General features: G+C 49.6%; 12 protein-coding genes. 5 read left to right on the top strand and 7 right to left on the bottom strand.

Annotation, left to right across the window (positions count from 1 at the left end):
- The first annotated feature begins 116 nt into the window (after positions 1-116).
- Genes B212_RS0123250 through B212_RS0123260 form a run of 3 tightly spaced genes read left to right on the top strand, consistent with a single transcriptional unit; the run spans position 117 to position 4,677 of the window.
- The gene (locus B212_RS0123250; protein ID WP_232231503.1) at positions 117-1,115 is read left to right on the top strand and encodes a DUF4003 family protein; all 999 of its coding nucleotides are present in this window, start codon (positions 117-119) and stop codon (positions 1,113-1,115) included.
- 24 nt (positions 1,116-1,139) lie between these two features.
- On the top strand, positions 1,140-2,915 hold the full coding sequence (locus B212_RS0123255; RefSeq protein ID WP_019913538.1) for an ABC transporter ATP-binding protein: 1,776 nt from the start codon (positions 1,140-1,142) through the stop codon (positions 2,913-2,915).
- Positions 2,902-4,677, top strand: coding sequence for an ABC transporter ATP-binding protein (locus B212_RS0123260; protein WP_019913539.1), 1,776 nt, complete (start codon positions 2,902-2,904; stop codon positions 4,675-4,677). Before B212_RS0123255 ends, B212_RS0123260 begins: the two co-directional genes overlap by 14 nt.
- Here B212_RS0123260 and B212_RS34710 read toward each other — a convergent pair.
- Positions 4,568-5,200, bottom strand: coding sequence for a hypothetical protein (locus B212_RS34710; protein WP_156830194.1), 633 nt, complete (start codon positions 5,198-5,200; stop codon positions 4,568-4,570). The two genes, B212_RS0123260 and B212_RS34710, sit on opposite strands and share 110 nt — an antisense overlap.
- Positions 5,201-5,414: 214 nt before the next feature.
- On the opposite strand from B212_RS34710, the gene B212_RS0123270 reads away from it, so the two are divergent.
- Positions 5,415-6,251: an aminoglycoside 6-adenylyltransferase gene (locus tag B212_RS0123270; protein WP_019913541.1), complete on the top strand. Its 837-nt coding sequence runs from the start codon at positions 5,415-5,417 to the stop codon at positions 6,249-6,251.
- On the opposite strand, the gene B212_RS0123275 is transcribed toward B212_RS0123270, so the two are convergent.
- The 3 genes from B212_RS0123275 to B212_RS0123285 all read right to left on the bottom strand — a co-directional run bounded on the left by B212_RS0123275 (position 6,248) and on the right by B212_RS0123285 (position 9,581).
- Entirely contained in the window at positions 6,248-6,955 is a 708-nt protein-coding gene (locus B212_RS0123275; protein ID WP_019913542.1) for a DNA alkylation repair protein, read from the bottom strand. The genes B212_RS0123270 and B212_RS0123275 overlap by 4 nt on opposite strands.
- Before the next feature lie 130 nt (positions 6,956-7,085).
- The gene (locus B212_RS0123280; protein ID WP_019913543.1) at positions 7,086-8,246 is read right to left on the bottom strand and encodes a GyrI-like domain-containing protein; all 1,161 of its coding nucleotides are present in this window, start codon (positions 8,244-8,246) and stop codon (positions 7,086-7,088) included.
- A gap of 63 nt (positions 8,247-8,309) precedes the next feature.
- Entirely contained in the window at positions 8,310-9,581 is a 1,272-nt protein-coding gene (locus tag B212_RS0123285) for a helix-turn-helix domain-containing protein (RefSeq protein WP_019913544.1), read from the bottom strand.
- Between the two features lie 136 nt (positions 9,582-9,717).
- Here B212_RS0123285 and B212_RS0123290 point away from each other — a divergent pair, with 136 nt between their 5' ends.
- Positions 9,718-10,182 carry a hypothetical protein gene (locus B212_RS0123290; protein ID WP_019913546.1) on the top strand — a complete coding sequence of 155 codons (465 nt, stop codon included), beginning with the start codon at positions 9,718-9,720 and terminating at the stop codon, positions 10,180-10,182.
- Between the two features lie 81 nt (positions 10,183-10,263).
- On the opposite strand, the gene B212_RS0123295 is transcribed toward B212_RS0123290, so the two are convergent.
- The 3 genes from B212_RS0123295 to B212_RS0123305 all read right to left on the bottom strand — a co-directional run bounded on the left by B212_RS0123295 (position 10,264) and on the right by B212_RS0123305 (position 13,849).
- Positions 10,264-11,934 carry an ABC transporter substrate-binding protein gene (locus B212_RS0123295; protein WP_019913548.1) on the bottom strand — a complete coding sequence of 557 codons (1,671 nt, stop codon included), beginning with the start codon at positions 11,932-11,934 and terminating at the stop codon, positions 10,264-10,266.
- 72 nt (positions 11,935-12,006) lie between these two features.
- Positions 12,007-12,879, bottom strand: coding sequence for a carbohydrate ABC transporter permease (locus tag B212_RS0123300; RefSeq protein ID WP_019913549.1), 873 nt, complete (start codon positions 12,877-12,879; stop codon positions 12,007-12,009).
- Between the two features lie 16 nt (positions 12,880-12,895).
- Positions 12,896-13,849, bottom strand: a complete 954-nt coding sequence (locus tag B212_RS0123305; RefSeq protein ID WP_019913550.1) for an ABC transporter permease — start codon at positions 13,847-13,849, stop codon at positions 12,896-12,898.
- Positions 13,850-13,876 lie beyond the last annotated feature (27 nt).

Consider the following 13,876-nt stretch of genomic DNA (forward strand, 5'->3'; position numbering starts at 1 on the left):
GTATTATAAACACCTAATCTGAAAAACAGATGAATGTCCACAACTTTTGCATTTTGTAGTAGTATGAAAATATATCCATAATCATTATGTTAAATAATTTCTATTTTTGTTAAGGAGTGTGTCTATTGAAGGAGCCTTATACAGCCAGGCTTGAATTATTCGCGGAAAACTCGCAGCGGGTTAAGAAGGTCTTCGTCTGGAAAAATCCAATGGTCAACCGGCTCTCGGCGCTGCTCTACACCGCGGAGAACAAAATTGCCGACGATGAAGCGATCCGGGCGAGCTATGAGCTAATCAAGGATAATACCGGAAGCTTCTCGGCGTTTAGAGGGAATTCTGTAATCAGTATTGCCGCGATGCTCTCTCTTTCCGCCCACAAGGGGACGCAGCTTACAAACACTATGGCCGTGTATGAGCTGTTGAAGAACGTCAAATTCAGAGCCTCGGATTATCTCGTCATTGCCGCCTATCAGATTGCTGCCAATACGGCGCCGGAGCATTTTCAACGGACTGTAGAACGGACAAAAGCATTCTACGACGGCATGAAGGCGAAGCACCGTTTCCTCACAGGACAGGACGACTATATTTTCGCCGCGATGCTCGGCCTTTCCGATATTGATGTTCACAGCGGTGTTGAACGCATGGAGCAGCTCTATGCAACGCTGAAGCCCGAGTTCCTGTCCGGGAACAGCGTGCAGGCTCTAACCCAGGTGCTGGTTCTTGGAGGAGATTCCTCAGAGTCAGCTTTCCGGGTAATCGCCTTAAGCGATGCCTTCCGTGATCGGGGCCTTCGAATGGACAAAGAATATACCCTGTCCTCGCTTGGCGTACTGTCGCTGCTTCCCGGCAGCAAGGAGAATATCGTGAACGATGTCTCAGAGACGTACGATTTTTTGCGCACCAAAAAGGGCTTCGGCAGTTGGTCCATTACGAAGCAGGAATTGCTGCTGCTGTCGGCCGGGCTGGTGGCATTTAAGTATGTGGATGAGGTGAAAAGCGGCGTTGTGAGCACGGTGCTCTCCACCAGCATTACCAATATTGTGATTGCGCAGCAAGCCGCAAGTGCGGCGGCTGCGGCAACGGCGGCAGCAGCAGCGGCGACCTCAGGGAATTAAGAACACACAGAAACAGGTGATCAGATGTTTGAATTAAAATGGCTGTGGCAGAATCTGGAGGGCAACCGGGCGCGGTATATTCTGGCGCTGTGTCTATCGGTAATTGGCTCAAGTCTGACCATAGTGAACCCGTACCTTAGCCAGCGCATTGTCGATACGTTTATTGCGGGCGACAATGCCATGCAGAATCTGACGGATAAGCGGGGGCTGCTTATTGCACTCTGCCTTGGGATGATCGGATTCTCCCTGCTGCGCACAGGTCTTGCATATCTAACGACCATGCAGTATGAGTGGTCCTCACAGAACATGCTCTACCGTATCCGCATTTATCTGTATAACAAGATTCAGGGACAAGACAGAGAATATTACGACCATAACCGTACAGGCGATTTGATGACCAAAATGACAGGCGACCTCGATATGGTCCGGCACTCGATGGCATGGATTATCAAAACAATCATTGAATCCTTCACCATCTTCGTTGCCGCCGTTATCTATTTCTTCACCATTGATACCGGGCTGACGCTGTGGATGCTGACGCTGGCGCCGCTGATTTTTATCGTGGCCTACATATTTGCCAAACACGTCCGGCCTATGTATGTGGACCTGCGTGAACGGCTGTCCCAGCTTAACACCACTACCCAGGAGAATATTTCAGGCAACCGGGTAGTCAAGGCTTTCGCGCGTGAAGAATTCGAGATTGAGAAATTCACGGAGAAGAATGTCAACTTTTCCACGGCGAACAAAAAAGCCGCACTCGTCTGGCTCGATTACTTTCCGTATCTGGAAACCTTCGCCCAGGCCTTCAACGTTATCCTGTTGCTGTCCGGCGGACTGTTCCTGATGAACGGCCGGATCACCTTTGGCGAATTCGCAGCCTTCTCTTCACTGGTCTGGGCTATAGCTAACCCTATGCGCAACATCGGCATTATTATTAATGATATTCAGCGTTTTTTTGCCAGCTTGAGCAAGATCGTCGAGATTTATTACGCCCATCCTTCGATTGTCAACGAGCATACGCCGGTGAGCAAACGACGTTATGAAGGCCGCCTTGCCTTTGAGCATGTCAGCTTCAAATATGATAGCGCTACAGTGCTGAACGATGTCAGCTTCACGGTGGAGCCGGGGGAAACGATTGCTATTATGGGCTCAACAGGCTCAGGCAAAACATCGCTCATTAATCTGATCCCGCGCTTCTATGATGTGTCCGGCGGGCGCGTGCTGGTAGACGGTGTGGATGTCCGTGAGCTGGAGCTGGATGAGCTGCGCGGCAACATCGGCATGGCGACCCAGGACGTGCTCCTGTTCTCCGATACCATCGACGGAAACATCGCCTATGGCGACCCTGAATTGCCGGAGGAAAATGTAATCGAATATGCCGGACTGGCAGCCGCACATGACTTCATCTCGCGCATGCCTGAAGGGTATGATACCGTTGTCGGTGAACGCGGGGTCGGTCTGTCCGGAGGACAGAAGCAGCGTATTGCGCTCGCCCGTGCTCTGGCGGTCCACCGTCCCATTCTGATTCTGGATGACACGACCTCCGCCGTCGATCTGGAGACCGAAGAGCATATTCAGAAAAGCCTGCGCGAGCTGGATTATCCCTGCACGAAGCTCATCATCGCACAGCGGGTATCCACCACAGCAGAGGCTGACCGTATCCTTATCCTGGACGGCGGACGGCTGATTGAGGAAGGCACCCACGCCGAGCTGCTGGCGCAGCGGGGGTATTACTACGATGTATTTATGCTGCAGAACGAGGGTATTGGAAGGCAGGTGACCGCTCATGGCCAGAAATAAATTCGACGTCGACGAGAACCTGGAATCCCCTTTTGACATCAAGCACTTCCGGCGGGCAATGGTCTATATTAAACGGAAGAAAACGCCGATGATTGTTGCCTTTGTGCTCAGTGCGATCTCGGCAGCGGTTGGATTGTCCGCACCGCTTATTATGCAGCATGTGGTGGACGTCACCATTCCCGCGAAGGATAAGCTTGCACTGCTCGGCTGGTCAGTGTTAATGCTGCTGACGATTGTGGTCAGCGTGATTCTGGCTACTATCCGCTCGCGTATCATGACGAGCGTGGGGCAGGATATTATTTTTGACATCCGTACGGATCTGTTCAAGCATTTGCAGGAGCTGCCGTTCAAATATTACGATGACCGCCCGCAGGGCAAAATCCTGATCCGGGTCGTGAACTACGTCAACTCCGTGTCGGATGTGTTATCCAACGGGATTATCAACTTTATTCTCGAAATCGTTAACCTGGTCTTTATCGCCGCATTCATGTTCGCCGTCGATGTCCGGCTCTCGTTCGTCATTCTTGCCGGATTGCCTGTGTTCATGGGCATTATGCTGCTGATCAAAACCCGGCAGCGGCGGGCCTGGCAGGCTGTGTCCAACAAGAGCTCCAACCTGAACGCCTATTTGCAGGAGAGCATCAGCGGCATTGGCGTGACGCAGATTTTCTCCCGTGAGCAGCACAATGAGGGCATCTTCACGCGGCTGGCCGGCAATTTCCGCAAGGAATGGATGCGGGCGATGAATTTCAACCTGCTGATCCCGTTTTCGGTCGATAACCTGTCTACCATCGTTTCAGCGTTGATTTTTCTTGTGGGCCTCCTGACCCTGGACCCCAAGGACGTAACGTTTGGCGTTATTCTGGCCATGAGCACCTACGCCGCCCGCTTCTGGCAGCCGATCCTGAACCTCTCGAACCTGTACAACAACTTTATCAATGCCGTTGCCTACCTTGAGCGCATCTTCGAAACGCTGGATGAGCCGGTTACCGTCAGTGATATTCCGAATGCAGGGGAGCTTCCGTCCGTTCAGGGCCGGGTCACATTTGACAACGTGACCTTCGCCTATGATCCGGGCTTGAACATTCTGGAGAATATCTCCTTCGATGTCAAAGCGGGAGAGAGCGTTGCCCTGGTAGGACCGACAGGCGCAGGCAAAACAACCGTTGTCAATCTGATCTCCCGCTTCTATAACCTTACCGGCGGCGAAATTCTGATTGACGGCCAGGACATCTCGCAGATTACGCTGAAGTCCTTGCGGAGCCAGATGGGAATCATGCTGCAGGACAGCTTCATCTTCTCCGGCACGATTCTGGACAACATCCGTTACGGCAGACTGGATGCTACGGAGGAGGAGGTCATTGCTGCGGCGAAGGCAGTATGTGCCGACGATTTCATCCGTGAATTTGAGAAGGGCTACCTGACGGAGGTCAACGAGCGCGGCTCCAAGCTGTCCCAAGGGCAGCGGCAGCTTATCTCATTCGCCAGAACACTCCTGGCCGATCCGCGCATTCTGATCCTGGACGAAGCGACCTCTTCCATTGACGCGAAGACAGAGCGTTTGCTCCAGCGGGGTCTGAATGAGCTGCTCAAGGGCCGAACCTCGTTCATTATCGCGCACCGGCTGTCTACCGTCAAAAACTGCGACCGCATCATGTATGTCTCGAACAAAGGCATCGCCGAGAGCGGCTCGCATGATGAGCTGATGGCCCGCCAGGGGCTGTATCACAGGCTCTACACGGCGCAGAAGATGGAGGCTTAAGAACCAAAAGCATGGAATCGGGGGCCATCTGCCTGCCGGTTCGCAAAGAAACCGGCTCTCGCTTGGTTAAGCAAGAGCCGGTTTCTTTTTCTAATACCACAATCGTATCAAAGATAGTAAATCCGCGTGCAAGATAATAGCTTAATTCTTGCAGATTATCCGTGTCAATATAGTTAGCCAGCACAATCCGCTTATCCGGGTACTGCGCTTTAATCTCTCTCGCCCGTCCGAGCAACGCAGTGGTCAGCGCATCCTTGATACGCTCATCTTCCTTATTCTCCGCAAAGGTTATCTCAAAAGTCAGATAGCGGACAAAATCTCCCTCCTGCCGGACCGCATGAAAGGTATCATGCTCCATCAGATAGGCCACAGCTACAAGCTCCCCATCTCCATTGACCGCGCAGAACATATTTCGCTTGTCCAAATCGCCATGATACAGAAACAGCAGGTTAAGAATAACATCCAGTCTTTCAATCTGCGCTGCATCTTCCTCTTGCGGATTTCGGATTACATAATCATTCATTTTTATGAACATCGTCTCCTAACATTTGGAATGTCACATATAAATAATGGGCGTACATGCCCAATTAGACAAGGTAGAGTTTGAGTATACGCATCTATACCAGAAATTTACGGGCCGTGCATGAAATCGTATTACAACTGGTTAAAAACGAGCAATTTTTCCAGGAGCGTTTGTGATACTATGACAGCATCAAACAACGATTGGAAGCGATCTCATGCATAAGGATTTAGAGGCGGCCTTTAACAGAGTGGTGGCAATTTTAAAAAAAGACCAGCGCTGCAAAGGCGGATGGCATTACGGGTCGATTAGCAGAGGAACGGAGGATATGTATTCGGATTATGATCCTGTTTTTCTCGTAGCAGACCAGGACTTTGAAGCCTTTGCCGCAGAGGTTCCACAATTGCTTGCAGCAGCTTCGGATGAGCTTATCGTGTTCTGGGGGGAGAGCTTTAATGATGCGCATTTCAAAAACTATTGCAGTGTGATTCGTCTGGGCGACCAATTGCACCAGTTCGATTTCTTCATCATCAACTCGAATTATCCCGAAGATTGGATGTGCAGACAGCATTGCAAGGGCTGTACAAGGGAACAGCTTATTTTTGACAGAACCGGAGAAGCCGCGGCGTTCCTCGATAAAGGGTACCGTACAGATAATGAACTCCCCGATCCTGTCAGGGCTATGGACACCTACTGGTTACACCTAGAGATGCTCATTAAATATTTTAAGCGGCAGGATCTCTTCAAAATCATCAAAAATATGGATATCTTGTTCCATGCGCATGTTGATCTGCTGTTAAGCCGGTATGACAGTCTGGATTGGGGGGCATGGGAGAGCAAAGTAAAGCTCTGTGTGCCGGAAGAGAAGCAGCAGCATCTGAAGGGCTATTGTACCAATGCAGACTTTCACGATTTAGAAGCAGCCGCAGCGCGGTGCATGACTTTGTTCAAACAGGACGCAGCGGAAATTTGCCAGGCCAAAGGAATTGATTATCCTGACCGAACCGCTGAGCAGGTGATGTCATTTTTCCACAGACAAATGGAGTTAGCTTAGCACCTTACATATTTGCGTTTGAACCCAAGCTGCCCTCTCGCTATCGCCTTTTGAATATTTTCCGAAGCGTTCAGGAAGCTGCTTTTTTTCTTATCCCGTTTGACTTCTACCGGACCTACTGCTGCTGCAATGCTGACTGCCTTATCATGGAGCGGCAAATAGGATACCCCCACTGTGTATATAAAAGTATTCATGGCGTATTTGGTCCGCTCGGGAGATTCATGAATTGTCTGTTGTACCTGTTCAAGCATACCGGAAAGCTTAGATTCGGAAAATTCGCTATCCGGGCGGTTGCCGAGTAGCCAGCAATAGCAGCTCCAGCCCGCTGACATTCTCAGCTCTTCACCCGATGCGATCCATTTATCGGCAACCTCTTGCGCTATATCTGTCTCTGCCAAGGTTACTGCAACCACAAAATCGGACAGCATGTAAAAATATGCGGCCTCTATCCATCGTTCAAAATCCGCTGCGGTCATTGCTTTGGGCTCTGCGATTACGCCTGCAAAATACATGGCATCGTAGTTTCCGGTGCTGTAAAGCTGCTCAGCCAACGGCTGGTTATGTTTGAGCTTCCTGGCGATAGGCTTCATCTCTCCTGTAGCGACGCCAAAAAGCGGTTCATGCGCGCCGTTGGACATATAAATTTTCTTGGTCCGTTCCTTACCGCGGGCTTCAAGCTCCTGCATAACCATTTCCAAATCCATAGCTTGTCCACTTCCTTCTCTGTGAGGTCCATGCGGTTAAGAGAGAATACTCCTGTATTCCTCTGTGACTATTCTCTCACAAACACACACAGCACTCAACGTGCAGCGTGTCCCGCTTATTGCGCTCAATTCACTTCATAAGTGGCACAAACACAGAAGCGCAATTGGCCTGCCGGAACCGGGCGATCACATGTCTGCTCCAGTCGCGCTGGTACTCAGGATGAGAGGACAGAAACAGCTCTTCGAGATGGTTAAAGGCCGCATCATACGGAAGGGATGGATTATCTCCGTTCACTTCAAGCTGGGTAATGTGCAGATAAATCCCGCCTGGCAGCGTAAGCTTTTCGACGCAATCAGGAATCCCTTCAAAGCTGCTGACCCTTGTGCCAAAGCAGGAATTGATCTTCCCTTCCTGATCGCTGTTCGTAGGGAACCCGTAGTAATCATGCAAATAGTATTTGGCTGCCTCGGTAGCAAATACCTGATCCTGGACGCCGAAATACTTGGAAATCACAAATTCCTCGGAGTCCGGCGGAGTCATGCTGCAGGCAATCTTCATTTCCGGGAGAACAACCGGCTTGAAGCGCAAAGAGCCGTAGCGCTCCGAATCGCTTGATGGAAGCTTCACTGGCTCATATTTGGTAAGAATATCTCCCAAAGCATCGTAAGTATTAAATCCGTACCCCGCCGGGTTGTAGACATAACCTGTATCCTCGCGGAAGGAGCCAATAAAGTATTCATCTGCATGCATCCGCTCCCCGTAGCCGATCCGGTCTGCTTGCTTGGTCTCGTTAATGAGAACTTTTGCGTAACGGCAGGCAGGCACGGTAACCGTCTCCGCATATTCCGGTAAAGCATCCGGCAGGGCTTCAAAGCTGCCTATTTCATAGCCCACAATGACCTTGTAATTGCCGTCGCCGCCAACCTCTGTTCTCACCGTAACAATGTCTCTGCTGCGGAGCTGTCCACCGATGATGCCGGAGAGCAAGGCCATATCGCCTTCTGCGATCAATTTTTTGGTGAAAAAATAATCGTTCATAATACAGTTTGCATGCTCAAAGCCATAAAAACCGCCGTAGCCCCGGCTTTCGTAGGTAATGGGCAGCGCAATGCCCACAAGCTTCATTTCCGGCCTGTCCACAAGGCTGCAGAACTCACTGACTTGCTGAACGAAAATTTCATCCTGAATCTCCATGTTTATCTCCTCCGCTATTCGTAAGATTGCTGGCTTTACAAGGGGACTATAACCTTCGGCTGCTTGCTCCGGCATCGCCTTTCTGTGCTTGTTCATCGTGCATTCCACCTTCGCTGAATATTCTCACACCCAAGTGTATATGAGAGGGGACATTCTGTATTATCCGTTTTTAACATTTTCCAGCTTAATCCATACTCTCGTCTTAATCGCTTCCGCTTCAAATGTACCGTCTGTCTCGTAAGTGGTAAAAGCAGGCTGCGAGCCCTTATTGAATCCGCTTTCATTAATCCATGTATCCAAAAGCGCTTCAAATACCCCGCTGTCACTGCAGCAGCCGCTCTCGATAACAGCATAACTGCCTGCTTCATGCCGCACATTCTCAAACCCGCTATCCGGGGGAAGCCCCAGTAGTTCCTGTTCAATTCTGATGCCGCAGGTGCAGTTCATCCCCGCTCTGGCAACATAGAATTGTCTGGCCCTTCTTATCGCACCGGGATTATGCCGCGAAAGATAGTTCATCACCGCTTGCGAAGCCTCTTCCTCTGCATGAACCCCCTCCCTGGACGACACCAGAAACAGCATGCTTTCACAGTTCACCAGACTGATTTTGTTGTAATCCTTCCGCCTCGTCACAGGCATATATAGAACAAGCTTCTTCACGGCTCCAGCCTTCTGTATGTATTCTTCAAAATAGCTCTCGTTATCCTGCGTGAACATGCTGGTCTTCAGCCAGCTATAGTACAGGTAGTTCCACGCCAGTCCGATCTCCTGCTCATCGTTCTTGACTGTGGTTTTGGCGAAGGTCAGACTGGACTCGGGAAGCACACTTGCTTCAAGAAAAACGCTGTTTCTCAGCTTGTTCAGCACGGCAGGATCATATTCCACAGAGATTTCGTAGCAGAACCGGCTGCCAAGCTGCTGTCCATTTTTGCCGAAGATTCTGCCCTGGTATTCAGGAAGCAGCGACCTCAGCGCACAGAGTGCCTGATGTTCAATACCTTGCAGCTTGGGATGATAGAATTTGACCCATATGGCCATGGGAATGGTCTCTTGCATCACAGTGACCTGCCTTACCGCATTGGTGTCGAATCTGGGGAAATAATAGTAGGCTTCACTCTTCCGGTATTCCAGCGGTGTCATGGCAGTAGCGGATTTCACACCTTTGCATAAGGCCTGCTGCGAGCTGTAGCCGCAAGAATATGCGATCTCGGCAAGCGGCAGCTCCGAGCATTTAATCAGACTGAGGGCACTAGAGAGCCGGCGTTTGCGAATGTATTCCTTAACCGAGTGTCCCGTATAGGTATAGAAATCACGATAAAGCTGCATTAGCGAGGTGAACCCGGCTTGTGCGGCTTGCTCGAGATGAATGCTGTCATGCAAATGCTCCTCAATATGCTGTATAGACCTCCTGAAACGGATAGATTTATCCATTGCTGATCCCCCCACCTCTTTACCTTATCAAATCCTTTTGCACTCTGCATTACCACAATTTTTAAGATTTGACTTTGACACAGGGATGATTGGTAAAATGAGGTTATCACAAAGTTAAGAAGGGGAGGAATGCAGTATGGAAAATGTACGTGTTTATGAAATTCCGGCATGTAAAATGGTATCCTCGGAGTGCGGCATGTTCGGCGACGGAAAGCTTGAGAAATTCGACGAATGGTTCAGCAAGCAGCCTAAAACCATGTTTCCCGAAGATTTTTTGTGGATGGATAAGCAGAGGGGCGGCTTTGTATGGTATTTCATGTATCATGAAGGGATGGACGTTCCTGATGATTTTGAAATCGTGGATTTCCCCGGCGGCCTCTATGCAGTGGCAACTGAAGTGGATGGCAAGGACAGCACTGAAGTCATCCATTCAATCAAAGCGTTCATATCCAGCAGAGCTTGTTTCGAAGAAGATCCCACGAGAGAATACCTGGGCAATGTCACTACTCCCCAATCCGCAATGCAGGCAATGGGCTATGGTCAAATGGATTACTTCGTACCTATAAAAATCACAGGTGAAACCAGTACACTCGCGTCATAAGCCGTATGCCAGCGTCAGCTACAAAAAAGACCAGGTGCATCCTCCTTCGGAAGATCACGCACCTAGTCTTTTCTTCAGGTCTTAATACCCTAACAAGCCCTTAGTCTTCTCAAAAACATCGTTCGCCATGTCCGTATACCGCGTACTGCCATTTGCTTCAACCTGAGCCTTATAACTATCCCATTTGTCGAAGCTTTCCTGACCGGTAATGAACTTCAAGGTCATCGTCTTGACGTAATCCATCAGCGGCGTCGAGATCAATTTCATCTGTTCGCTTTCTTCAGGAGTCGCCATGATCGGCGGCACCAGCTTACGGGTCTCGCGTGTCTCCTGCACGCGGGTCACGAAGTCCTTTTCACCGTCGGTCATCTTGGACATTCTGAGCTTTTCAGAGCCTCCGTATGCGAACACGCCCCCGGCGAAGCCGAAATCGGTGTTCAACTGCTTTGCCGCCCCTTCGTTCATTCCGTTGTAATAAATTTCCGGGTTGAGCACGACATTTCCGTTCGTATCCAGAGTATACGTTTCGCCTTCTACGCCCCACAAGCTGAGCATTTGACCTTCATTGGAATACCATAACCAGTCTATGAAACGGAGCATCTTAATAAAGCCTTCTTCACCCAAATCATCGAGTGCATTCTTGCTGATCATAATTCCGTTCTCCAGACGTGAATTCTCGACCTGAAGCTTTCCTTTCGGTCCGCCGGGCTGTGTAATCATATACAATTCGCTCTTCGGATCTTGCATTTTGCTCTTGAAGTCTGCCAGAACCTGATAAATCCCGCTAATCACGTAGGTATCACCCTTGAAGAACTTGGCTTTGGCTGCATCGTCTTCCTGCGTGAAGGATTCAGGGTCCATAATCCCATCGTTAACCAGTTTATTAAAATAACCCAGATAGCTTTTGAAATCCTCCGAGTTATCGGCAAAGGTGAATTGCTTCTTCTCAAAGTCGAAGTTAAGTCCATTGGCCAGTCCCCAGCCACCGGTAACGCCATACTGGACGGCGGCAATATTCAGAGCTGAATCGCCCTTGAACTGATCGGAGAGCACATATTTTGCTCCGGTATAATCTTTGACCTTCTTCATCGCTGCATAGAAGTCTTCGTAGGTCCAATTTCCTTGCTGCCCTTCGACATCCACGCCCGCCGCTTCAAACACATCCTTGCGTATAATATAGGAATAACCGCCGCCGGCAATCTCCCACATGCCTGGAAGAACATAATATTTCCCGTCCTCCTTCATCTTGGCTTTCAGATCCTCTTCCATGCCCCAATCCTTGACGGCCTTCATATAGTTCGGCATGTATTTCACCCAATCGCTGATGGCTACAATCTGACCTGTTGTCACGAAAGCGGATTCATCATAAGTCTTGGGAATAATATAAGGCGCATCACCGCTGTTAACGAGTAAGGACTTTTGATTCTCGTATTCCGTTCTGGCTGTAATCGCCAAATCGAAGCTCACGTTCGTTTTTTCCTGAATGGCGCTCCAGAGCCTCCAGTCCTTTTTATAAGGGTAATTCTCATGGTCACTATACATCATCGAGTAGCTTACAGGCTCATTAGAGTGGAACGTCTGGGCTTCACCAAAGGTATAATCCTTCGCCTCGCCTGCTTGTGCGTTGTTGGCCGCCTTCGTCTCAACAGGCTTATTATTGCCCGAAGATGTGTTGTTACCGGAAGAGCATGCCGTCATTAACACGAGCATCAACGCCATCCCTGCCATTGTAGCTGGTTTACCGAATCTCATTTGTTCTGCCTCCCCTTTGTGGTTCAAGCTTGTATATAAAGGAAACGAAATATCCGCTTCCAGTTATATCAATCACCCCTTGACGGCTCCGATCATCATCCCCTGCACGAAGTACTTCTGCACAAAAGGGTACATGCAGATAATCGGTAACGAGGTAAGCACCATCGCCGTCGATTTGACGCTTGCCGCAATTTGGCCGCTCTGATCAGAGGTGGCCCCGATTTCGGTCGGGCTGACCGCATTGTCGATAATTTGCTTCAGGTACAAGGCAACAGGCCATTTATCCTTTGACTGCAGATAGAGGGAAGGCCCGAACCAGTTGTTCCACATGCCGACCATAACGAACAGCATTATCGTTACCAGAATCGGCTTGGATAAAGGAAGAATAATTCGGGTAAAAATCCCGAACACACCCAGACCATCTACCCGTCCCGCTTCTTCCAATTCGTACGGCAATCCGGCGAAGAATGTCTTCATCAAGATGACATTGAAGGCGCTGATTGCGCCCGGAATGACAATGGCCCAGATCGTATCCCGCATATCTAATGATTTGGCAATCAGGATGTAGTTGGGAATGAGCCCGCCGCCGAAATACATCGTGAACAGCACGAACGGTATAAAAAACTTATTGAGGCGCAGCTTTTCTTTTGAAAGCGGATAGGACATGACCGCCGTCGCAGCCACCGCGATAAATGTGCCGATTACGGAATACAGAATCGTGTTCCCGTAATAACGGAAGAAGTCGGGTTTGCTTAAGATAACTTCATAGGTCTTGGTCGTAAATTCCACCGGAAAAATCGTCACCTTACCGGCATAGATCGCTGCCTCTGAGCTGAAGGACTGGGCCACGAGATAAACGAACGGATATAGGGTGAATAGGACGATCACTATCATAAATAATCCGTTTACAAGATTGAACAGGCTAAAGCTTGAGCTGCGTTTCACTTGATCTGCTCCTTTCTTACCACAAGCTGGATTTCGTAGTCCGCTTCGAGATTGTGTTGGCAGTCGTCACCAGGATCAGTCCAATAATGCCTTCGAACAATCCTACCGCCGTTGCATAGCTGAAGTTGCCGCCAGTGATCCCCATCCGGTACACATAGGTGGAGACAACGTCCGCCGTTTCATAAGTAAGCGGATTGTACAAGAGCAGGATCTTCTCGAAATTCGAGCTCATGATGCTGCCGATATCCAAAATCAAGAGCACCATGACTGTTGGCAGAATGCCGGGAATCGTGATATGCTTCGCCAAGCGCATCCGGTTGGCTCCATCCATTTTGGCCGCTTCATACAGTGACGGATCAATATTCGTCATCGCTGCCAAATAGAGAATCGTCCCCCAGCCCAGACTTTGCCACACGCCTGAGGTGACATAAATTGTTGGAAACCATCCCGGCAAAGAAATAAACGAAATCTTCTCCAGCCCCAGCGTTGCCAACAAATTGTTGAGCGGTCCCGTCAGGGAGAGAATTTCCTTAAGCATTCCCGCCACGATAACCATGGATATAAAATGGGGAAGATATGATACCGTCTGCACGAACTTTTTCCACCTGATCCGCCGTATTTCGTTCAGCAGCAAGGCGAACAGCAGGGTAAGCGGGAATTTGACCACCAGGTAGCTAACGCTTAAGGTTAGATCATTAAAGAATGCTCTCCAGAACGTCGGGTCCTTCATAAACATCTCGAAGTACGTGAATCCCACCCATTCCGTCCCCAAAATATTCGGACCGCCTCTATACTTCCGAAAGGCAATAATGTTCCCGAGCATGGGTACATACTTGAAGATAATAAAGTAGATGACAGGGAGGACCAGGAACGAATACAGCTTCCATTCTTTTTTAACGTGTACCCAAAGCGGCGTTTGATCTGCTGCCTTGATTTGCGTAGAAGCCTTGAGCTGCGTTTGAGCTGCCATTAAGGCATCACTTCCTTTCAAAAATCT

Source organism: Paenibacillus sp. HW567 (assembly GCF_000374185.1).
GTDB lineage: Bacteria > Bacillota > Bacilli > Paenibacillales > Paenibacillaceae > Paenibacillus_AQ.